Annotated in this window: 18 protein-coding genes and 1 pseudogene; 15 read left to right on the forward strand and 4 right to left on the reverse strand. The window is 69.1% G+C overall.

Annotated features, from left to right (window positions below; translation table 11 throughout):
- Nucleotides 1–5 precede the first annotated feature (5 nt).
- Nucleotides 6–971 (forward strand): Bug family tripartite tricarboxylate transporter substrate binding protein, encoded by a 966-nt coding sequence (locus HHL11_RS20435; RefSeq protein ID WP_169420409.1) that lies wholly within the window; start codon nucleotides 6–8, stop codon nucleotides 969–971.
- A gap of 40 nt (nucleotides 972–1,011) precedes the next feature.
- Here HHL11_RS20435 and HHL11_RS20440 read toward each other — a convergent pair whose 3' ends face one another.
- Nucleotides 1,012–2,013 (reverse strand): aldo/keto reductase, encoded by a 1,002-nt coding sequence (locus tag HHL11_RS20440; protein WP_169420410.1) that lies wholly within the window; start codon nucleotides 2,011–2,013, stop codon nucleotides 1,012–1,014.
- A 48-nt stretch (nucleotides 2,014–2,061) separates the two neighbouring features.
- On the opposite strand from HHL11_RS20440, the gene HHL11_RS20445 reads away from it, so the two are divergent.
- From HHL11_RS20445 to HHL11_RS20455, 4 genes and pseudogenes are all read left to right on the forward strand, one after another.
- On the forward strand, nucleotides 2,062–2,658 hold the full coding sequence (locus HHL11_RS20445) for a MarC family protein (RefSeq protein WP_169420411.1): 597 nt from the start codon (nucleotides 2,062–2,064) through the stop codon (nucleotides 2,656–2,658).
- A 197-nt stretch (nucleotides 2,659–2,855) separates the two neighbouring features.
- Nucleotides 2,856–3,860, forward strand: coding sequence for a DctP family TRAP transporter solute-binding subunit (locus HHL11_RS20450; RefSeq protein WP_169420412.1), 1,005 nt, complete (start codon nucleotides 2,856–2,858; stop codon nucleotides 3,858–3,860).
- A pseudogene (locus HHL11_RS34475) lies at nucleotides 3,826–4,422 on the forward strand (TRAP transporter small permease); the annotation flags it as partial. The gene HHL11_RS20450 and the pseudogene HHL11_RS34475, both read left to right, overlap by 35 nt.
- 225 nt (nucleotides 4,423–4,647) lie before the next feature.
- A complete protein-coding gene (locus HHL11_RS20455) occupies nucleotides 4,648–5,919 on the forward strand; it encodes a TRAP transporter large permease (protein ID WP_281068726.1) in 1,272 nt (423 codons plus the stop codon).
- Between the two features lie 2 nt (nucleotides 5,920–5,921).
- Here HHL11_RS20455 and HHL11_RS20460 read toward each other — a convergent pair whose 3' ends face one another.
- Nucleotides 5,922–6,869: a hypothetical protein gene (locus HHL11_RS20460; RefSeq protein ID WP_169420414.1), complete on the reverse strand. Its 948-nt coding sequence runs from the start codon at nucleotides 6,867–6,869 to the stop codon at nucleotides 5,922–5,924.
- A 150-nt stretch (nucleotides 6,870–7,019) separates the two neighbouring features.
- On the opposite strand from HHL11_RS20460, the gene HHL11_RS20465 reads away from it, so the two are divergent.
- Nucleotides 7,020–7,727 (forward strand): response regulator, encoded by a 708-nt coding sequence (locus HHL11_RS20465; protein ID WP_169420415.1) that lies wholly within the window; start codon nucleotides 7,020–7,022, stop codon nucleotides 7,725–7,727.
- Nucleotides 7,724–9,571, forward strand: a complete 1,848-nt coding sequence (locus HHL11_RS20470; protein WP_169420416.1) for a sensor histidine kinase — start codon at nucleotides 7,724–7,726, stop codon at nucleotides 9,569–9,571. Before HHL11_RS20465 ends, HHL11_RS20470 begins: the two co-directional genes overlap by 4 nt.
- 5 nt (nucleotides 9,572–9,576) lie before the next feature.
- Here the strand turns inward: HHL11_RS20470 and HHL11_RS20475 are convergent, their stop codons facing one another.
- The gene (locus HHL11_RS20475; RefSeq protein WP_169420417.1) at nucleotides 9,577–10,464 is read right to left on the reverse strand and encodes a LysR family transcriptional regulator; all 888 of its coding nucleotides are present in this window, start codon (nucleotides 10,462–10,464) and stop codon (nucleotides 9,577–9,579) included.
- A 114-nt stretch (nucleotides 10,465–10,578) separates the two neighbouring features.
- On the opposite strand from HHL11_RS20475, the gene HHL11_RS20480 reads away from it, so the two are divergent.
- Nucleotides 10,579–11,634, forward strand: coding sequence for a TauD/TfdA family dioxygenase (locus tag HHL11_RS20480; RefSeq protein ID WP_169420418.1), 1,056 nt, complete (start codon nucleotides 10,579–10,581; stop codon nucleotides 11,632–11,634).
- The gene (locus tag HHL11_RS20485; RefSeq protein WP_240980353.1) at nucleotides 11,631–12,599 is read left to right on the forward strand and encodes a Bug family tripartite tricarboxylate transporter substrate binding protein; all 969 of its coding nucleotides are present in this window, start codon (nucleotides 11,631–11,633) and stop codon (nucleotides 12,597–12,599) included. The genes HHL11_RS20480 and HHL11_RS20485 overlap by 4 nt, the downstream gene beginning before the upstream one ends.
- On the opposite strand, the gene HHL11_RS20490 is transcribed toward HHL11_RS20485, so the two are convergent.
- Complete coding sequence (locus tag HHL11_RS20490) at nucleotides 12,596–13,273, reverse strand: helix-turn-helix domain-containing protein (protein WP_169420419.1); 678 nt, start codon at nucleotides 13,271–13,273, stop codon at nucleotides 12,596–12,598. The genes HHL11_RS20485 and HHL11_RS20490 overlap by 4 nt on opposite strands.
- Nucleotides 13,274–13,381: 108 nt before the next feature.
- On the opposite strand from HHL11_RS20490, the gene HHL11_RS20495 reads away from it, so the two are divergent.
- Genes HHL11_RS20495 through HHL11_RS20520 form a run of 6 tightly spaced genes read left to right on the forward strand, consistent with a single transcriptional unit; the run spans nucleotide 13,382 to nucleotide 21,598 of the window.
- Nucleotides 13,382–14,527 carry an NAD(P)/FAD-dependent oxidoreductase gene (locus HHL11_RS20495; protein ID WP_169420420.1) on the forward strand — a complete coding sequence of 382 codons (1,146 nt, stop codon included), beginning with the start codon at nucleotides 13,382–13,384 and terminating at the stop codon, nucleotides 14,525–14,527.
- 13 nt (nucleotides 14,528–14,540) lie between these two features.
- Nucleotides 14,541–16,010 carry a M81 family metallopeptidase gene (locus tag HHL11_RS20500; RefSeq protein ID WP_169420421.1) on the forward strand — a complete coding sequence of 490 codons (1,470 nt, stop codon included), beginning with the start codon at nucleotides 14,541–14,543 and terminating at the stop codon, nucleotides 16,008–16,010.
- The gene (locus tag HHL11_RS20505) at nucleotides 16,007–17,587 is read left to right on the forward strand and encodes an ABC transporter substrate-binding protein (RefSeq protein ID WP_169420422.1); all 1,581 of its coding nucleotides are present in this window, start codon (nucleotides 16,007–16,009) and stop codon (nucleotides 17,585–17,587) included. The genes HHL11_RS20500 and HHL11_RS20505 overlap by 4 nt, the downstream gene beginning before the upstream one ends.
- A 4-nt stretch (nucleotides 17,588–17,591) precedes the next feature.
- A complete protein-coding gene (locus HHL11_RS20510; RefSeq protein WP_169420423.1) occupies nucleotides 17,592–19,064 on the forward strand; it encodes a M81 family metallopeptidase in 1,473 nt (490 codons plus the stop codon).
- 13 nt (nucleotides 19,065–19,077) lie between these two features.
- On the forward strand, nucleotides 19,078–20,652 hold the full coding sequence (locus HHL11_RS20515) for an ABC transporter substrate-binding protein (RefSeq protein WP_169420424.1): 1,575 nt from the start codon (nucleotides 19,078–19,080) through the stop codon (nucleotides 20,650–20,652).
- A gap of 10 nt (nucleotides 20,653–20,662) precedes the next feature.
- The gene (locus tag HHL11_RS20520) at nucleotides 20,663–21,598 is read left to right on the forward strand and encodes an ABC transporter permease (RefSeq protein ID WP_169420425.1); all 936 of its coding nucleotides are present in this window, start codon (nucleotides 20,663–20,665) and stop codon (nucleotides 21,596–21,598) included.
- Nucleotide 21,599: the final 1 nt, after the last annotated feature.

The raw sequence follows: 21,599 nt of genomic DNA on the forward strand, positions 1-21,599 counted from the left end.
CTCCCATGAAGATGACGCGTCGCCTCCTCCCAGCCCTGCTGCTCGCCATGGGCGCCTTCGCCGGCAGCGCGCAGGCCGCCGACCCACCGCTGCGCATCCTGGTGGGCTTCCCGCCGGGCGGCGCCACCGACGTGGTGGCGCGCGTGCTGGCCGAGAAGATGCAGGCCACGCTGAAGCAGCCGATCATCGTGGACAACAAGCCGGGCGCGGGCGGCATGATCGCCACGCAGCAGCTGAAGGCCGCGGCGCCGGACGGCAACACGGTGATGCTGACCATCGACCACTCGCAGGTCATCATCCCGCTGACCTTCAAGAACCCGGGCTACAACCCGCTGACCGACTTCACGCCGCTGGCGGGCGTGGCCAGCTACTACAACGTGATGGTGCTTTCCAGCAGCATCGGCGTGAAGACCGCGCCCGAGTTCGGCAGCTGGCTGAAGGCGCATCCGGGCCAGGCCAACTACGGCATCCCCGCCGCCGGCAGCGTGCCGCAGTTCGCCGGCATCCTGGTGGGCAAGGCGCTGGGCACGAACATGGTGGCCGTGCCCTACAAGGGCGGCGCGCCGCTGGTGGCGGACCTGCTGGGCGGCCAGGTGCCGGCCGGCTTCCTGTCGCTGACGGAATCGATCGAGCACCACCGCGCGGGCAAGATGCAGATCCTGGCCGTTTCGGGCACGACCCGCGCCAAGGCGGCGCCCGAGGTGCCCACCTTCCAGGAGCTGGGCATCAACGGCATCGACCAGAACCCCTGGCTGGCCTTCTTCGGGCCCAAGGGCATGAAGCCGGAGTTCGTCGCGAAGTTCGGCGCCGCGGTGCAGGCGGCACTGGCCGACCCCGAGGTGGTGGAGAAGCTGTCGAAGCTGGGCAACGTGCCCACCTATGCCCCGCCGGCGCAGTTGCAAGACTGGGTCGTGAAGGCCACCAACCATTGGGGCGCGGTGATCAAGGAGTCGGGGTACGAGTTGCAGTGACCACCTTGTCATTGCGGCCCTGAGCCGCAATGACAACCGGCTAGAACACTTCGGTATCCACTTCCCGGTTCGCCTGCTCGGTGTACCGGTTCCCCGCCACCGTCTTCTCGTTGATCAGCGCTTCCACGCGCTGCAGCAACGCCGGCGTCAGCCGCACGGCGTCGGCTGCCAGGTCTTCCTTCAGGTGCTCGACGCTCGTCGTGCCGGGGATCGGGATGATGTTCTCGCCCTTGTGCAGCAGCCAGGCCAGCGCCAGTTGCGCCGGAGTGCAGCCCGCTTCGCCCGCGAGTTCGCGGTAGGCCGGCAGCAGCGCCAGGTTGTGCGCGTAGTTGGCCGGCTCGAAGCGCGGCATCGCCTTGCGGATGTCCTTGGCGTCGAAGCTGGTGACGTCGTGCACCGCATCGCACAGGTAGCCGCGCGCCACCGGGCTGAAGGCGACGAAAGTGATGCCCAGCTCGCGGCAGGCGTCCAGCACCGCGATCTCGGGGTTGCGGGTCCACAGCGAATACTCGGTCTGCACCGCGGTGATCGGGTGCACCGCATGCGCCTTGCGGATCGTCGTGGCCGACACTTCCGACAGGCCGATGGTGCGCACCTTGCCCTGCTCCACCAGGCGCTTCATGGCGCCGACGCTCTCCTCGATCGGCACCTTCTTGTCCCAGCGGTGCAGGTAGTAGAGGTCGATGACGTCCGTCTGCAGCCGGCGCAGGCTGTCTTCGCAGTTCTTGATGACGGTCTCGGGCCGGCCGTCGATGACGCGGCGCAGGACGCCGTCGTCGCCGGTGACGCCGGCCATGCCGCCCTTGCTGCACAGGGTGATGTCCTGCCGATGTGGCTTCAGCACCGGGCCGACCAGTTCCTCGTTCTTGCCGAAGCCGTACAGCGCGGCGGTGTCGAACAGCGTCACGCCGGCGTCGAGCGCGGCGCGCAGCACCTTGCCGCCCTGCTCGGCGGACGGGGGGACGCCATAGGCGTGGCTCAGGTTCATGCAGCCGAGGCCGATGGCGGAAACGGTGAAGGGGCCGAGTTTTCTTTGTTGCATCCGGCTATTTTCCGGCGATTCGGGCAATCCCGTACGATCCCGGCCTCCATGCAGAACGACTTTCTCTCCGCCTTCATCCTCCTGCTGCTGGTGCTGGACCCCTTCGGCGCCCTGCCGGTGTTCATCGGCGTGATGCGCAGCGTGGCGCCCGAGCGGCGGCGCTTGGTGGCCCTGCGCGAGACGGCCATCGCCTTCGGGCTGCTGCTGGCTTTCCTGCTGGCCGGGCGCGGCTTCCTGCAGGTGATGCGCCTGTCGCCGCAATCGCTGGAAGTGGCCGGCGGCGTGATCCTGCTGATCATCGCGCTGCGCATGGTGTTCGGGCACGGCGACGCCGTGGGCGTGGCCAGCGACGGCAGCGAGCCATTGATCGTGCCGCTGGCCGTGCCGCTGCTGGCCGGGCCCTCGGCGATGGCGACGGTGATGCTGCTCGCCTCGCGCCAGCCGCAGCACACGCTGGTGTGGATCGCCGCGCTGCTGCTGGCGATGCTGGTGTCGCTGGTGGTGCTGCTGGCCGCCGATCGCCTGCGGCGCGTGCTGGGCGAACCGGTGATCGCCGCGATCGAGCGGCTGATGGGACTGGTGCTGACCGCCGTCGCGATCGAGATGATCCTGGCAGGCATGAAGCAGTATCTCGCCGCGCCCTGAGCTGGGGTTCGCTGCGCGAAACCCAGCCTGCGGGCCCGGCAGACAGGACCAGGAACGGCTGAGCAAGTTCCGGGTACTAACCCCGACCCTGCGCCGCCGCCGCAAGGTCAAGAATCGGGCACCTGCCCGCGGACGCGGCCGCGCGTGGCGCAGGGCACCGGGTCCGTGCTTCGGCCGCAACAGCAGGAGACAAGACCGTGAAACGTCGCACCGTCCTGATTGCAGTGGGCACCGCCGCCTTCGCCGGCACACGCGGCCTCTTCGCCCAGCAGCCCGTCATCGTCAAGTTCAGCCACGTCGTCGCGAACGACACGCCCAAGGGCAAGGGGTCCCTCCGCTTCCAGGAGCTCGCGCAGAAGTACACCAACGGCAAGGTGAAGGTGGAGGTCTATCCCAACTCCACGCTGTACAAGGACAAGGAGGAGATGGACGCGCTGGCCAGCGGCGCCGTGCAGCTGCTCGCGCCGTCCACCGCCAAGTTCCGGCCCATCGGCGTGCCCGAGTTCGAGGCCATGGACCTGCCCTTCATCTTCAACGGCGACGAGGGCTACAACAAGACCATCGCCGGCCCCATCGGCACTTCGCTGCTGAAGATGCTGGAACCCAAGGGCATCGTCGGCCTGGCCTACTGGGACAACGGCTTCCACATGGTGTCGGCCAACCGGCCGCTGCTGATGCCGGCCGACTTCCAGGGCCTGAAGGTCCGCATCTCCGGCTCGAAGATCGCCGACCTGTACTTCCGCCGCCTCGGCGCGCTGCCGCAGATCTTGGCCTTCTCCGAGGTCTACCAGGCGCTGCAGACCGGCGTGGTGGACGGCTGCGAGAACACGCCGTCCAACTACTGGACGCAAAAGTTCTACGAGGTGCAGAAGCACATCACCGTCTCCAGCCACGCGCACCTGCAATACGCGGTGATCGCCAACGCGAAGTTCTGGAACGGGCTGCCGGCGGACCTGCGCGGCCAGCTCGCGAAGGCGATGAACGAGGCGACCGACTACACCAACTCCATCGCGCGGCAGGAGAACGTCGACGCGCTGGCGCGCATCAAGGAAAACGGCAAGGCGACCCTGCACTACCTGACGCCGCAGCAGCGGCAGGCGTGGGTCGACGCCATGAAGCCCGTCTACAAGGAAGCCGAGTCCCGCGTCGGCAGCAAGCAGATCGTGGATGATCTCCTCCGATCCGCCGGTATCACTGCCTGAGCTGGCGCCCGGCCGGCGCGTGGGACGCCTGGCCGGCGCCCTGCTCGACCGGCTGGAGGAGGTGCTGATCGCCAGCCTCATCGCGGCGGCGACGGCCCTCGTGTTCGTGGCGGTGGTGCACCGCTACGGCACTTCCGCTTCCATCGACCTCGCCAAGTGGCTGGAAGCGCACGGCATCACGCTCTTCTCGCCGTTGCTGCGCGGCCTGTTCGCGTGGCTCGCCGCGCGCGACCTGTCGTGGGCGCAGGAGCTGTGCATCTACATGTTCATCTGGATGGCCAAGTTCGGCGCCGCCTACGGCGTGCGCACCGGCATCCACGTGGGCGTGGACGTGCTGGTGCTGCGGCTGGAACCGAAGCGGGCGCGCAAGGTCATCCTGTTCGGGCTGCTGTGCGGCGCCGTGTTCACCGCCACCATCGCCAACTTCGGCCTGCATTTCGTGCAGGGCGTGTGGAGCTCGGGCACCCGCTCCAACGACCTGGAAGCGCCGATGTGGATCGTCTACCTCGCCATCCCGCTCGGCTCCGCGCTCATGTGCTTCCGCTTCCTGCAGGTGGCCTGGCACTTCTGGCGCCGCGGCGAACTGCCGCGGCACGACCAGGCGCACGTCGATGGCGTGGAGCAGGAGGAGGCGCCGGTGACGCTCTCCACGGAGGCCGCGGCGGCGTCATCGAAGCCGCGCGGCCGTGTGCTCGGCTGGTTCCTGCTCCTGCTGCCCTTCGCGCTGCTCGGCCTGGGCCTGCTGTTCAAGCACGGCGTGGTGCCGGCGCCCGGCGGCGCGCGCACCTTGCTCGTGTTCGCGCTGCTGGTCTCGCTGATGCTCACCGGCATGCCGATCTCGATCGCGCTGGGCCTGACGGTGCTGAGCTTCATGTTCCTGCTGACCGAAGTGCCGCTGGACTCGGTGGCGATGAAGCTGTTCACCGGCATCGAGAACTTCGAGATCATGGCGATCCCGTTCTTCATCCTGGCCGGCAACTTCCTCACGCACGGCGGCGTGGCGCGGCGGATGATCAGCTTCGCGACCGCGCTGGTCGGCCACTGGCATGGCGGGCTGGGGCTGTCGGCGGTGGTGGCGTGTGCGCTGTTCGCCGCGGTGTCCGGGTCTTCACCCGCGACCGTGGTTGCCATCGGGTCCGTGCTGCTGCCGGCGATGGTGAAGGCAGGCTATCCGCGACGCTTCGGGGCCGGCGTGGTAACGACCTCGGGCGCGCTGGGCATCCTGATCCCGCCCTCCATCGCGATGGTGCTGTACGCCGTTTCGACCAACACCTCGGTCGGCAAGCTGTTCATCGCGGGGATCGTTCCCGGGATGCTGCTGGCAACGATGCTCGGGCTGATGACCTGGTACCGCGCGCGCCGAGGTGACTATCCGCGCATGGCGCGCGAGCCCTGGAACCGGAAGCTGCGCGCCGGCCGCGATTCCATCTGGGGGCTGCTGCTGATCGTCATCGTCATCGGCGGCATCTACACCGGCCTGTTCACGCCCACGGAGGCGGCGGCGGTCAGCGCGGTGTATGCCTTCATCGTCGCGGTGTTCGTCTACCGCGACCTGCGGCTCAGCGAAGTGCCAAGGGTGCTGCTGGCCTCGGCCAACACCAGCGCGATGCTGCTGTACATCATCACCAACGCAGTGCTGTTCTCGTTCCTCATGACCAGCGAGCAGATCCCGCAGGCCATGGCCGGCTGGATGGTGGAGCGCGGCTTCGGCGCGGTGGGCTTCCTGCTGCTGGTGAACCTGATCCTGCTGGCGGCCGGCAACGTGATGGAGCCGTCGTCGATCATCCTGATCATGGCGCCCATCCTGTTCCCGGTGGCCATGAAGCTGGGCATCGACCCCATCCACTTCGGCATCCTGATCACCGTGAACATGGAGGTGGGGCTGTGCCACCCGCCCGTGGGGCTGAACCTCTACGTGGCTTCAGGCATCGCGCGGATGGGGATCACCGAGCTGACCATCGCGGTGTGGCCGTGGCTGGTGACGATGCTGGTGTTCCTGGTGCTCGTCACCTACGTGCCGGAGATTTCGCTGGTGCTGCCCCGGCTGCTGGGCATGTAGCCTCAGCGATTGCCGGCCAGTTGCGCGCCGCCGGCCGCGAGCAGGCGCGTCTTCGCGCTGCTGCTGCCCATGTTGGCCGCGCGCTCGAGCCAGATCGAGGCCGCGCCCGGATCCTTCGCCACCGACGAACCCTGCTGGTAAGCGACGCCCAGGAAGTAGCTCATCTCCATGCGGCCGTAGCGGATGCCGTCCGGCGTCGCCTTGCCGCAGGCCTTGACGATCATCGGCACGTCGCCGCGGCCGTCCGCGAAAGCCTGCATGTCGGCCACGGTGTGCTGCAGGTACTGGTCACGCTCCAGCTTCGCCAGCTGCTTGTCCGGCGAGATGCCCACCAGTTCGTCCGCGAGGATCGGCAGTACTTCGAAAGGCGTCATGCCGGGCTTGGTGCGCGGCGAGTACCAGGCGCGCAGCATCGCCTTGTCCAGCGGTTCCAGGCTGTCGACGTGCTTCGTGAAGTAGCTCAGCACGGTGCTGCCTTCCGGATGGCCGCGCACGCCCATGACGTGCATGGACTCGTGGTAGGCGCAGCGGTAGGCGTCGCTGTCGCGCATCTGCATCGTGACCGAATCGATGGTCGTCTCGCTCTTGAAGTTCAGCCGCGTCTCGCAGGGCTGGTTCTCGCTGAGCGAAGAGTTCGGCACCACTTCGATGCTGACGTTGGCGACCTGCGCGGCGTCCGGCCGGTCGCTCACGTCGATGACCTTGACGCCAGCCTCGGCGGCAGCGTCGCGCAGCGCCTGCATGGAGTGCTGCTTGTGCGCGCCGAGGTTGACGCCGAACATGCGCACCTTGATGTCCTGGTCCCAGCGGACGAGCCGCGTGGCCGTCCCGCTCTGGTGCCACAGCACTTCCCACATCGTGTTCATGCCCTGCTCGAAGGTGTCGGCCTGGGCGAGGCAGGGGCTGAGCACTGCGGCGGCGAAGAGGGCGACGGCACCGGACTTGAACATGCGAACTGATCTCCTTGCAGACATGAGCCCGGTAGGAGGACTCCTACGAACGAGAGTTCAGTGCGCTTACAAATTGGTGGGCCACGCAGGGATTATTCCTCAGCCTTCCGCGCCCTGCCGCTACACTCGAGCCATCGTTGGGAGCAGTACATGACCATCGTTTCCACCGCGGCGGGCCGCGGGCTGCGCATCAGCGTGGCCATCGTGGAAGACAACCCGCTGCACGCGCAGCGTTATCGCCAGAACCTCGCACGCGACGACCGCCTGGTGCTGGTGGGTGATTTCCGCAGCGCCGCCGAAGCCTGCGCCGCGCTCGGCGCGCTCGCCCCCGACGTCCTGCTGGTGGACCTGGGCCTGCCGGATGGCAGCGGGTTCGACGTGATCCGGCAGGTCCGCCACGCCTCGCCGCAGACCTGCATCATGGTGGTGTCGGTGTTCGGTGGCGAACGCAACCTGTTCGAGGCGATCGAGTCCGGCGCCACCGGCTACCTGCTGAAGGACAGCCTGCCCGAGGACTTCAACGCCAGCATCCACGCCCTGCAGGCGGGCGGGTCGCCGATCAGCCCCGCGCTCGCGCGCCTGTTGCTGGTGCGGCTGCGGCCGCAGCTCTCGGCGCCCATGGCACCCGTGGCGCCCAGCGTCCCGGAGCCTGCCGAAGAATCGCCGCTGTCCCCGCGCGAAAGCGTGATCCTCGGGGCCATCTCGCGCGGGCGCAGCGTGACGGAGATCGGCGAGCAGCTGCGCATCTCGCCGCTCACGGTGAAGACGCACGTGCGCAACATCTACCGCAAGCTGCAAGCCCGCTCGCGGCAGCATGCCGTGTACCTGGCCCAGCAGCGCGGCCTGCTGAAGCCGTGACGCGGCTGGTCCGCCTGCTGCTGCTGACGCTGCTGCTGGGGGCGATCGCGGCCGCAGCCCTGGTGCAGCTCACGTCGCAGGAGCTGCCGGAAGGCGTCCTGCAGGTCATGCAGGCCGGCTTCATCAAGTCCGACGACCCCATCGCGCCGGATGCCCGCGCGCCGTGGCTGCCGCGTTCGCTGCCGGACAACTGGGCGCACAGCAACCCGGGCCAATCCGGCTACGGCTGGTACCGCGCGGAGGTCGTGCTGCCACAGGCGCCGAGCGAGGAATGGGCGGCCTTCCTGCCGACGGTGGCCACCACGCACCGCCTGTTCATCAACGGCGTCGACGTCGGTGGCGGCACCATGACCGGGTCCTTCCATCGCCAGCTCGGAACGCCGCAGCTGAACGCGATCCCGCCGCACCTGCTGCACGCCGGCCGCAACGAGCTGCTGCTGCGCCTGCGCGTGGCGCCCAACCTGCGCGGCGGCCTCGGCCCGATCGCGCTCGGCCCGCGCGAGACGATCGAGCCGGTGCACGCGCGCGCGCAGCTGCTGCGCGTGGCGCTGCCGCGCGCGCTGAACATGGCGCTGGTGTTCGTCGGCCTGCTGGTGCTGCTGCTGTGGCTGCGCCGCCCCAAGGAGCGCATCTACGGCGTGTTCGCCGCGCTGGCCCTGGTCTGGTCACTGCGAAATTTTCATTACACCGTGTCGCCGCCGGTGCCCTCCAACGTGTGGGAGGGCTTCATCCTCGGCAGCCTGGCCCTCGACGTCACGCTGCAATGGATCTTCATGCTGCGCTACACGGGCCAGGCCCGGCCGCGGCTGGAGCGCTGGCTGCTGGCGGGCGCCGCCATCTCGCTGCCGGTCATCGCTGCGCTGCCGCCGGCGGCCTGCAGTGCCTTGCGGCTACCCTGGTACGTGGCCTGCGCAGCCATGGGCATCTGGTGCATCGCGCTGCTGCTGGGGCACCTGCGGCGCTCGCCCCGCGGCGAAGCGGGCCCCTGGGTCATCCTCGGCGCGATGGTCGCCACCCTGCTGCTGGGGCTGACCGACTTCGCCGTTTCCGCGCAGTGGCTGCCCTTCGGACCGGCGGCGCGCATGGCCTATGGCGCGCCGCTGCTGCTCTGCGCCCTGGTCTACGCGCTGGCGGAAAGCTACTTCCGCACCTACGACGAGGCCCGCGCGCTCAACGCCGAACTGGAGCGGCGCGTGCTGGCGCGGGCCCTGGAGCTGGAGGCCTCGCATGCGCGGGTGCGCGACCTGGAACGCGCCGCCATTCTCACCATGGAGCGCGAACGCCTGATGCGCGACATGCACGACGGCATCGGCTCGCAGCTGATCACGACGCTGGATGCCGTGGAGCGCGGCGCCGCGGGGCCGGGCGAGGTGGCCGGCCTGCTGCGCGAGTGCATGGACGACCTGCGCCTGGTGATCGATTCGCTGGAGTCCGACGCGTCCGGGCTGCAGACGGCGCTGGGCAACCTGCGCTACCGGCTGGAGCCGCGGCTGCGCACCGCCGGCATCGCCCTGCATTGGGACGTCGAGGACGCCGCCACCCTGCCCGCCGGCCCCGCGGTGCTGCAGGTTCTGCGCATCGTGCAGGAGGCGGTCGCCAACGTGCTGAAGCACGCGCGTGCGACCGAGCTGCGCGTCGCCTGCCGGCGGGAGGACGGCCACCTGCTGCTGCGCGTCGCCGACAACGGGCTCGGCATGGCCACGGCACCGGCGTCACGCGCGCAGCGCGGCATCCGCAACATGCAGCTGCGCGCGCAGCAGCTGCAAGGCACGCTGCGCGTGGCGAGCGGGACGGCGGGCACCGAACTGGTCCTGTGCATCCCGTTGGCGGACGCGACGCCCTGAATGCCTTACGAGAGCTCCTTCCAGGTGCGGCGAAACGAATCGCAGAACCGGGACGCCGCCCGCGACAGCGGGCGGTCGCGATGGCGCAGCAGCAGGATCTCGATGACGGCGTCGCAGCGGTAGGGGCGGATCGCCAGGTCGGGAAAGGCGCCGCCCGCCACCGAGGCGGCATCGACGATCGCCACGCCGGCGCCCGCGAGGCTGAACCAGCAGGCGGTCTGGCCGGAGCGCACGTTGAGGCGGCGGGCGATGCTGCCGCTGTAGCGGCCGAACAGCGCCTCGTCGGACAGGCCGTAGTCCAGCGCCTGCGGAAACGAGACCACCGGATGGCCCGGAAGATCCGCGGCGCGGATGAACTTGCGCGCGGCGAGCACATGGCTCGCGGGCATCACGCAGACCAGCCCGCAACGCACGCGGTCGACCACCTCCACGCTCGGATGCTGCTGCGGGTTGAAGGAGACGCCCAGGTCCGCGATGCCATCGACGAGGTTCTGCAGCAGCAGGTGCGGAATCAGCAGGTCGACGTTGATGGTCAGTTCCGGCATGCTGGCCAGCAGGCGCGTCGCGGCCTGCGGCACCACGGTGACGCCGAAGCTCGGCGAGATCGCGAGGTTCAGGATGCCGCCGGTCGGCTGCGCCAGCGAGCGCGTCAGCGCTTCGATGCGCTCGACCCGCTCCCACAATTGCTCCACGTCCGCGTAGAGCCGCCGCGCTTCCGGCGTCGGCACCAGGCGTCCCTTGGCTCGCTCGAACAGCGCCAGGCCCATGCGCCTCTCGGCGGTGGACAGCAGCTTGCTGGCCGCGGCGTCGGAGACGCGCAGCACGGCAGCGGCGCCTTTCACGGATCCCGTCTGCATGACGTGGCGAAACACTTCCAGGTGGCGCAGGTTCATCGATCAACTTCTGGTTAAGCCCCACCGCGATTTTTTCGCTTTTCCGCAGGCGGGGCAACGCGGACACTGGCGCCGCTCCCATCAACCCGAAGGAAACGATCAATGCAGGAGACGATGAGCCCCACGGCACGGCCGATGCGCGGGCCTTCCGTATGGAAGGGCGCCGATTTCGCCGCCGACCGTTCATGGCTGCACGAACTCGGCGCAGCCCAGGCTGGCGCGCTGGTCGATGCCGCGCGCCGCTGGGAAGGACGCGACTTCCGCGCGCTGGGAAGCGAGGAAGCGCGCACGGCGCTCGCCCCGCTCGTCCCCCTCGCCGACACGGCCCGTGCCGAGCTGGCGACGCGCGGCTTCGTGCTGCTGCGGGGCGTGCCGGTGGACGCCATGACGCCCGGCCAGATCCAGCTGGCCTATTGGGCCATCGGCCTGCTGTTCGGCCAGGGCCTGACGCAGAACGCACAAGCCGACTTCCTCTGCCCCGTCACCGACAGGGGCGTGGACTTCGGCTACTCCGGCAGCGCCGCGCAGCAGAACGTGCGCGGCTACCAGAGCAAGGCCGACCTCAACTACCACTGCGACCCGACCGACGTGGTGGCGCTGCTGTGCGTGCGCAAGGCCCTGGCCGGCGGCAAGAGCACCATCGTCAGCACGCCGGCCATCTACAACGAAATGCTGCGCCAGCATCCCGAGCACCTGCCCGTGCTGCTGCGCGGCTTCCCCTACGACCGCAAGGCGGAGCAGTGGCCCGGCGAGGCGGCGGTCACCGAACGCATCCCCGTCTTCGCTGCGCATGACGGACGCGTCAGCAGCCGCTACGCCCGCTCCTACATCCTGGGCGGAGCGCAGAAGACGGCCCCGCTCACAGCGGCGGAAACGGCGGCCCTGGACTGCTTCGATGCCATCGCACGGCGCGAGGACATGCCTTTGCACATGGCGTTCGAGCCGGGCGACGTCCAGCTCCTGAACAACTTCACCGTGCTGCACGGCCGCACGGCGTACGAGGACCATGCCGATCCCGCACGCCGGCGCTTCCTGTGGCGGCTCTGGCTGCACCTCGGCGACGAAGCGCCCTGGCGCGGGGAAAGCGAAGCCATGCGCTGGGCCTTCGCCCGCTTCGGCAACCTGGGCCGCTCGGTCACCGACACACTGGAACCTGGAGAAATCCGTTGAAAACCCTGCTCGCCGCCATCGCGCTGGCACTTTCCCTTCCCGCCGCAGTGCAGGCGGAAGCCACCGCGTGGCCCGCCAAGACGGTGCGCATCGTGGTGCCCTATGCCGCCGGTTCCACCCCCGATGCCATCGCCCGCCTGATCTTCGATCGCGTGCAGAAGGCCACCGGCAAGACCATGGTCGTGGAGAACAAGCCCGGCGCCGCCGGCATGATCGGGGCCGACCAGGCCGCCAAGGCGACGCCGGACGGCCACACGCTGGTGCTCGCACCGTCGGGGCCGCTGGCCACCAATGGCCTCCTGTACCGGAAGATGCCCTACGACCCCTTGAAGGATCTCGCGCCCGTGGCCCTGGTGGCCGAGACGCCGACGATCCTGGTCGCCAGCAACGCCACCCCCGCCAACAACGCGCAGGCGCTGCTGAAGGCGATGGCGGACCCGAAGAACCGCATGGCCTATGCCTCGCCCGGCGCCGGCACGCTCGGCCACCTGAACATGGCCTATCTCGTGGCGCGGTCAGGCGCCACCGATGTGCCGCACGTGCCCTATGCCGGCTCGCCCCAGATCGTGACCGCCCTGGTCGCCAACGACGTCCAGCTCGCCGCCCTGCCGCCGCTCGCGGTGGCGCCCTTCGTGAAGGCCGGCAAGATCAAGGCCATCGCCACCATCGGCCCGCGCCGCAGCAGCGCGCTGCCCGACGTGCCGACGCTGAAGGAAAGCGGCATCGATTTCGCGCCGGTCGGCTGGTTCGGCGTCGCCACCACCGCCGGCACGCCGCCGGAGGTGCTGGAGGCCATCCACAAGCAGGTGGCCCAGGCCTTGAAGGATCCCGAAGTCGCGGCCGCCTATCGCGCGCAGGGGCTCGACGTGGTCGACAAGGGGCCGAAAGCCTTCGGCGTCTATATTGCCGAGGAAGTCGCGCGCTGGAAGCCGGTGATCCAGCGTTTCGGCATCGCGCTGGACTAGCCTCCGCGCTGTTTCGCCAACGCAGGCGCGCCCGTTCGCGCCTGCTTCATCATGCTGCTCTCGCTGGTGATGACGCCGATGACCTTGGCGAGCTGGCGGCTCACGGTGACGTAGGCGTGGCCGACGCGGCTGTCGAAGTAGAGCGAGTCGCCCTTCTCCAGCCGCACGACCTCGCCGGTGTCGAAATGCACGTCGATGCTGCCGGTGAGGACGTAGACGAACTCCTCGCCGGGATGCCGCGCGAAATCCTCCGGCCCGCTGAGGGTGCGCGCGTGCACCGTGCCCAGCACCGGCTCCATCTGCTTGCCCACGGCGGTGGTGCCGAGGAACTCGTACGAGAAGGCGAGGCCGCGATAGACCACGCCCTGCCCCGCCTTCGTCAGCACCGGGCCCGCGAAGGGCCGCGGGGCCACGCCGGTTTCGGCGAACATCGCGCCGAAGTCCATCTGCAGCGCCCGCGCCAGCGCTGAGAAATTTTCATAGCCCAGCGCGAGCTGCCCGCGCTCGGCGCGCGATATGGTGGTGATGGACACGCCGGAGCGCTCCGCCAGCTCCGCCAGCGTCCAGCCCAATTGCTTGCGCGCGGCCAGCAGGCGGCGCCCCAGCGTGGCGCGGTCCACGGTGGGACTGGCCGCCGCGGGAGCTGGTACGGGTTTTGCAGTCGCCTTGCGCATGCGCAAATTCTGCACGAGGCCGGTGCGCCCGTACACAGGGAACAGGGGAAATCCCTTTTTGCGTATGCGCAAAACCGACATACACTGCGCCGAAATCGACCAGCCTCCATGCAGTCTTCCCTGAAGGCCCACCGGGCCGACTTCCTCGTCATCGGCGGCGGCATCGCCGCCGCTTCCGTGGGCCACTGGCTCGCGCCCCACGGCCAGGTCATCCTGCTGGAGCGTGAGTCGCAACCCGGCTACCACTCCACCGGCCGCTCGGCGGCGCTGTTCATGGAAAGCTATGGCACGCCGCAGGTGCGTGCCCTGACGCTCGCGAGCCGCGCCTTCTTCGACCAGCCGCCGGCAGGCTTCAGCGAACATCCCTTGCTGTCGCCGCGCGGCGCGCTGATCGTCGCCGAGCCGGGCGACGAGGCGCACCTCGAGGAATGGTGGGACGTGCTGCGCGCGACGACGCCGCGCGCGCAGCGGCTCGACGCCGCGGGCGCCTGCGCGTTGGTCCCCGTGCTGCGCCCCGAGCGCGTGGCCGGCGCCGTGTTCGAGCCCGATGCGGCGGACATGGACGTGCACGCCATCCACCAGGGCTACCTGCGCGGGCTCAAGCGCGCCGGCGGCAAGGTCGTCTGCGATGCCGAGGTCACTTCGCTGCAGCGCGAAGGCGGCCTCTGGCAGGTGCAGGCCGGCGGCCAGCTGTATGAAGCGCCCGTGGTGCTCAATGCGGCCGGCGCCTGGGCCGACGTCATCGCGCAGCAGGCCGGCCTGCCGCCGCTGGGCCTGCAGCCCAAGCGCCGCGCCGCCTTCATCTTTGCACCGCCGGCCGGTGCCCACATCGAGAAATGGCCGATGGCCATCGGCGCCAGCGAAGGCTGGTACTTCAAGCCCGACGCCGGCATGCTGCTGGGTTCGCCGGCCAACGCCGACCCGGTCGATCCCTGCGACGTGCAGCCCGAGGAGATGGACATCGCGCTGGCCATCCACCGCATCCAGGAGATGACGACGCTGGAAATCCGCCGGCCCACGCGCACCTGGGCCGGCCTGCGCTCCTTCGTGGCGGACGGCGACCTGGTGGGCGGCTTCGACCCGCTCGCGCCCGGCTTCTTCTGGGTCGCGGCCCAGGGCGGCTATGGCATCCAGACCTCCGCCGCCATGGGCGAGACCTGCGCCGCGCTGGCCCGCGGCCTGCCGATTCCGGAGCGCATCGCCGCCTTCGGCCTCACCGAACAGATGCTGTCGCCCGCGCGCCTGCGGGGCTGAGAAAGGAGTTTGCATGCGCGTCTTCAGCGGCACCCTGGCCACCGAGACCAACACCTTCGGGCCGATGCCTACCAGCATCGCGTCCTTCCGCGACCGCGGCTATTTCCCCGCCGGCCAGCACCCGGACCAGATGCAGTTCTTCGCCGGCCCGCTGTGGGCCGCGCGCATCCGCGGCAAGGAACTGGGCTGGACCTTGATCGAAGGCATGGTGGCCGGCGCGCAGCCGAGCGGCACCACCACGCGCCACGCCTACGAGACCCTGCGCGACGAACTGCTGCACGATCTGCGCATGGCCCTGCCGGTCGACATGGTGGTGCTGGGCCTGCACGGCGCCATGGTGGCCGACGGCTATGACGATTGCGAAGGCGACCTGCTGGAGCGCGTGCGCGCCGTCGTCGGGCCGGACGTCGTGGTCGGCGCGGAACTCGACCCGCACAACCACCTGACGCCGGACATGGTGGCGCACGCCGACGTCATCATCTCGTACAAGGAGTATCCGCACACCGACGTGCTGCCGCGCGCGATGGAGCTGGTGGACCTGTGCGCCGCCACGGTGCAGAAGCGCATCAAGCCGGTCGCCGCGGTGGTCGATTGCGAAATGGTCGCCCTCTTCCACACCTCGCGCGACCCGGCCAAGGCCTTCGTCGCGCGCATGCAGGCGCTCGAAGGCAAGGACGGCATCCTGTCGGTCTCGCTCACGCACGGCTTCCCCTGGGGCGACGTGCCGGAGATGGGCACCAAGGTGCTGGTCTACGCCGATGGCGACGCAGCCAAGGCGCAGAAGCTGGCGCGCCAGCTGGCCGACGAAGTGATCGCCATGCGTGACAAGCTCGCGCCGCCTTCGCCCGGCATCGACGCCGCGCTGGACCAGGCGCTCGCATTCGAGGGCGGCCCGGTGGTGCTGGCCGACGGCGCCGACAACCCGGGCGGCGGCGCGGCGAGTGATTCCACCTTCATCCTGCGCCGCCTGGTGGAGCGCGGCATCACCAACGCCGCGGTCGGCCCGCTGTGGGACCCGATGGCCGTGCGCGTGGCCTTCGACGCCGGCCAGGGCGCGCGCCTGAACCTGCGCATCGGCGGCAAGATCAGCCCGCTGTCCGGCGAGCCGCTGGACCTGGAAGTGACCGTCAAGGCGCTGCTGCCGCAGCACGAACAGACCGGCCTGGGCAACACCCGCGTGCACATGGGCGACAGCGCGCTCGTCGAAGCCCATGGCATCGAGATCCTGCTGGTGACCCTGCGCAACCAGGCGATGGGCACCGACCTCTTCACCAACGCCGGCTGCGAGCTGGCGGCGAAGAAGATCGTCGTGGTCAAGTCCTCGCAGCACTTCTACGCCTCGTACGCGAAGGTCGCGAAGCACGTGATCTATGCCGACGCGCCCGGCTCTGTGACCAGCGACCTCAACACCCTCCCCTACCGCAAGCTGCGCCGGCCGATCTGGCCGCTGAACCGCCAAGACAACAAGGAGACCCAACGATGATCCGACGTTCCTTCGCCGCCCTGGCGCTCGCCGCCGCGGGCGTCCTGCTCGCCACGACGCCCGCCGTGGCCCAGGCCCCCAAGACGCTGCGCATCGTGGCGCACGCGGACCTGAAGATCCTGGACCCCACCTTCACCACCGCCTACATCTCGCGCAACTTCGGCTACATGGTGTACGACACCCTGTTCGCGCAGGACGCCAACGGCAAGCCGCAGCCGCAGATGGTGGAGAAGTACACGGCCTCCAAGGACGGCCTGAACTGGACCTTCACCTTGCGTCCTGGCCTGAAATTCTCCGATGGCAGCGCCGTCACCGCCGCCGATGCCGTGGCCTCCATGCAGCGCTGGGGCGCGCGGGACTCCATCGGCCGCGCCATGGGCAACGCCGGCGCGCAGTGGAAGGCCGTGGACGCGCGCAACTTCACGCTGACCCTGAAGGAGCCCTTCGGCCTGGTGCTGGAAGGCATGGCCAAGCCCTCCGGCTTCCCCGCCTTCGTGCTGCCCGAGCGCCTGGCCAGGATGCCGGCCACGTCGCCCCTGACCGAGGTGCTGGGCTCCGGCCCCTTCGTCTTCAAGCGCGACGAATGGGTGCCGGGCAACAAGGCCGTGTTCGTGCGCAACCCGAACTACGTGGCGCGCAGCGAGCCGGCCAGCGGCCTGGCCGGCAGCAAGAAGCCCGCCGTCGACCGCGTCGAGTGGCTGTACCTGCCCGACTCCAACAGCGCCGTCGCCGCCCTGAAGAAGGGCGAGGTGGACTTCATCGAGCAGCTGCCCGCCGACTACATCACGCCGCTGCGCACCGACCCCAACGTCAAGGTGCGTGCCGCCGGCGCCTGGCAGGGCTTCCTGGTGATGAACCAGCTGCACGCGCCCTTCAACAATCCGAAGGCCCGCCAGGCCGTGGCGCACGCCGTGAGCCAGGAGCGCTTCACCGCCGCCATGGGCTACCCGCTGGACATGCGGGTGACCTACTGCTCCACCTTCTTCATCTGCGGCAGCCCCAACGAAACCGATGCCGGCGCCGACCCCTTCCGCAAGCCCGACCTCGCCAAGGCCAAGCAGCTGCTGGCGGAGTCCGGCTACAAGGGCGAGAAGGTGACCGTGCTGGTGCCCACCGACGTCACCTACCTCAATGCCGAAGCGTTGATGACCATCCAGACCCTGCGCAGCATCGGCATGAACGTCGACGCGCAGAACATGGACTGGGCTTCCATCGGCGCGCGCCGCGCCAAGCGGGAAGCGCCCGAGCAGGGCGGCTGGAACGTCTACGTCACCGTGGCCGGCCAGTTCGACGTCGATTCGCCGATCACCAACGCCTACCTGAGCCCGGCCTGCGGCAACAGCCTGCCCGGCTGGCCCTGCGACAAGCAGCTGGACGAACTGCGCACCGCCTGGATCAAGGAGACCAATCCGGCCAAGCGCAAGGAAAAGCTCGCCGAGTTCCAGCAGCGCGCCTACGAAGTCTTCCCCTACGTGAACCTGGGCCAGTACTCCGCGGCCACCGCCGCGCGCACCAGCCTGAAGAACGTCGACAAGATGTGGGCCGGCATGCCCACCTACTGGATGCTGGACAAGTAAGACGATGCGCGTTTTCAGCGGGTCGCTCGCGACCGAGACCAACACGTTCGCGCCCATGCCCACCGGGCTGGCGTCCTTCCACGACCGCGGCTATTTCGCCGCCGGTCAGCACCCGTTGGAACTGACCTTCTTCTCCGGCCCGCTGTGCGCGGCGCGCGAGGTGAAGGAAGCCAAGGGCTGGACCCTGGTCGAAGGCATGGTGGCCGGCGCGCAGCCGAGCGGCACCGTCACGCGCGAGGCCTACGAGAAGCTGCGCGACGAGCTGCTGGGCGACCTGCGCGGAGCGCTGCCGGTGGACATGGTGCTGCTGGGCCTGCACGGCGCGATGGTGGCCGACGGCTACGACGATTGCGAAGGCGACCTGCTGCAGCGCGTGCGCGCGATGGTCGGGACGAAGTGCGTCGTCGGCGCCGAGCTCGACCCGCACATGCACCTGACGCCCGCGATGGTGAAGCACGCCGACGTGCTGGTCTCCATGAAGGAGTACCCGCACACCGACATCATGGAGCGCGCCCGCGAGCTGCTGGACCTGTGCGAGCGCAAGGCGCTGGGCCGGATCCATCCGGTCGCCGCACTGGTGGACTGCCAGATGGTGGTGCCCGTGCACACCACGCGCCAGCCGGCCCGCGGCCTCATCGACAAGGTGATGGCCCTGGAAGGCAAGGACGGCGTGCTGAGCATCTCCGTCGGCCAGGGTTTCGCCCACGGCAACGTGCCCGAGATGGGCAGCAAGGTGCTCGTCTACACCGATGGCGATCCCGCCAAGGCGCAAAAACTGGCGCTGCAGATCGCCGAAGAAATGATCGCCATGCGCGACCAGCTCGCGGTGAAGTACCCGCAGATCGATGCCGCGCTGGACGAGGCGCTGGCCTTCGGCAAGGGCCCGGTGGTGCTGGCCGATCGCGCCGACAACCCCGGCAGCGGCGCGCCGGGCGATTCCACCTTCATCCTCCAGCGAATGATCGAACGCGGCGTCAGCAACGCGGCGATCGGCCCGATGTGGGACCCGGTCACGGTGCGTATCGCCTTCGACGCCGGCCAGGGCGCGCGCCTGCCGCTGCGCATCGGCGGCAAGATCGGCCCGCTGTCCGGCCAGCCGCTGGACCTGCAATGCACCGTGAAGGCGTTGAAGCACGACCTCGTCATGACCGGCCTGGCCGGCGCGCCCACCGCCATGGGCGACTGCGCGCTGGTGGAAGCCGAAGGCATCGAGATCGTCCTGTGCACGCTGCGCAACCAGGCCATGGACACCGACGTCTTCACGCAGCTCGGTTGCGACCTGCAATCCAAGGGCATCGTCGTCGTCAAGTCGGCGCAGCATTTCCATGCCTCCTTCGCCAAGGTCGCGACCCAGGTGATCTACGTGGGCGCGCCCGGCGCCGCCACGCCGCACACGCCCACCCTGCCCTATACCAAGATCCGGCGCCCGCGCTGGCCGCTCGACGACGTGGCCCAGCCGGTGCTGATGCAAATCTGAGGAAGTACCACCCATGCGCCTGAAGCAACTCGCCGCGGCCGCCACGCTGCTCGCCGCCGCCCTCGCGCCCACGCTGGGGCATGCGCAGACGAAGACGCTGCGCTTCGTCGCCCACGCAGACCTGAAGATCCTCGACCCGACCTTCACCACCGCCTACATCTCGCGCAACTTCGGCTACATGGTGTATGACACCCTGTTCGCGCAGGACGAGCACGGCCAGCCCAAGCCGCAGATGGTGGACAAGTGGACCACCTCCAGGGACGGCCTCACCTGGACCTTCACGCTGAGGCCCGGCCAGAAATTCTCCGACGGCAAGGACGTCACCGCCGCCGACGCCGTGGCCTCGGTGCAGCGCTGGATGGTGCGCGACTCCTTCGGCACCGCGCTGAAGAAGGCCGGCGCCGAATGGTCCACCATCGACGCCAAGACCTTCAAGCTGCAGCTGAAGGAGCCCTTCGGCATGGTGCTGGACGCGCTGGCCAAGCCCTCGGGCTTCCCGCCGGTGGTGATGCCCGAGCGCCTGGCGAAGATGCCGACGACCACGCCGCTGACCGAAGTGGTGGGCTCCGGTCCCTATCTCTTCAAGCGTGACGAGTGGGTGCCGGGCAGCAAGACGGTGTTCGTGCGCAACCCGAACTACGCCGCCCGCAGCGAGCCCCCCAGCGGCCTGGCCGGCAGCAAGAAGAGCCACTTCGACCGCATCGAGTGGCTGTACCTGCCCGACTCCAACAGCGCCGTCTCCGCTCTGAAGAAGGGCGAAGTCGACTTCATCGAACAGGTGCCGGCCGACTACATCACGCCGCTGCGCAGCGACCCCAACGTCAAGCTGCTGTCCGCCGGCACGCAGCAGGCGCAGCTGATCATGAACCAGCTGCATCCGCCCTTCAACAACGCCCGGGTGCGGCAGGCCGTGCTGAAGGCGGTGAGCCAGGAGCGCTTCAATGCGGCCATGGGCTACCCGCTGGACATGCGCATGCGCTATTGCGCCACCTACTTCATCTGCGGCAGCGCCAACGACACCGCCGCCGGCTCCGAGCCCTATCGCACGCCGGACGTCGCCAAGGCCAGGGAGATGCTGAAGGCGGCCGGCTACAAGGGCGAGAAGGTGGCTTTGCTGGTCCCCAGCGACGTGCCTTACCTGAACGCGCTGGGCCTGGTGGCGCTGCAGACCATGAAGAACATGGGCCTCAACGTCGAACCGGTCAACATGGACTGGGCCTCGATCGGCGCGCGCCGCGCGAAGAAGGATGTGCCCGAGTCCGGCGGCTGGAGCGCCTACGTGACGGTGGCCAACGAGTTCGCCATCAACAGCCCGATCGTCAGCACGTACCTGAGCGCGGCCTGTGGCAACACCCTGCCCGGCTGGCCCTGCGACGAGAAGCTGGACGAATTGCGCACCGCGTGGATCCGCGAAGGCGTGCCCGCCAGGCGCAAGCAGCTGCTGGACGCCTTCCAGGTGCGCGCCTACGAGGCCGTGCCCTACATCAACCTGGGCCAGTACACGCCCGCCGCCGCGGCCCGCAAGGAGCTGAAGGGCGCCGACAAGCTCTGGTCCGGCATCCCCAACCTCTGGGTCCTGGACAAGTAAGGAACGAGGCATGGGTTACTTCCTGCGCCGCCTGCTCGCCACCGTGCCCGTGATGGCGGTGGTGGCCGTGCTGGTGTTCCTGCTGATCCACCTGTCGCCCGGCGACCCGGCGGCGCTGATCGCCGGCGACCTGGCGACGGCGGACGACATCGCCAAGCTGCATGTGGCGCTGGGCCTGGACCAGCCGCTGTGGAAGCAGTTCGCCATCTGGGTCGGCAACCTGCTCACCGGCAACCTGGGTGTCTCCATCTTCACGCAGGTGCCGGTGTCCGAGCTGCTGGCGCAGCGCATCGAGCCGACCCTGGCGATCGCGGCCTTCACCATGCTGATCACGATCTTGGTGGCCGTGCCCCTGGGCACCTTGGCCGCCTACCGCGCCGGCAGCTGGATCGACCGCTTCGTCATGCTGTTCGCGGTGCTGGCCTTCTCGCTGCCGGTGTTCCTGGTCGGCTACCTGCTGATCTACGGCTTCGCCATCAAGCTGGACTGGTTTCCGGTGCAGGGCTACGTGCGCTTCGCCGAGGGTCCTGGCAAGTGGCTGCAAAGCCTGGTGCTGCCCTGCGTCAACCTGGCACTGGTCTACATCGCGCTGGTGACGCGCATGACGCGCGCCACCGTGCTCGAAGTGCTGCACGAGGACTACATCCGCACCGCCTGGGCCAAGGGCCTGGGCGTGCTGCCGGTGCTGGGCCACGCGCTGCGCAATGCGGCCATCCCCATCGCCACCACCATCGGCGTCGGCATCGCGCTGCTGATCGGCGGCGTGGTGGTGACCGAGACCGTGTACGCCATCCCCGGCGTCGGCCGGCTCGTCATCGACTCCGTGCAGCGCCACGACTATCCCGTGATCCAGAGCGTGCTGCTGCTGTCCGCCGGCGTCTACGTGCTGATCAACCTGCTGATCGACCTGAGCTACCGCCTGTTCGATCCGCGCATCCGGTACTGAC

Origin of the sequence: Ramlibacter agri (assembly GCF_012927085.1) — a bacterium.
Classification (GTDB): Bacteria; Pseudomonadota; Gammaproteobacteria; order Burkholderiales; family Burkholderiaceae_C; genus Ramlibacter; species Ramlibacter agri.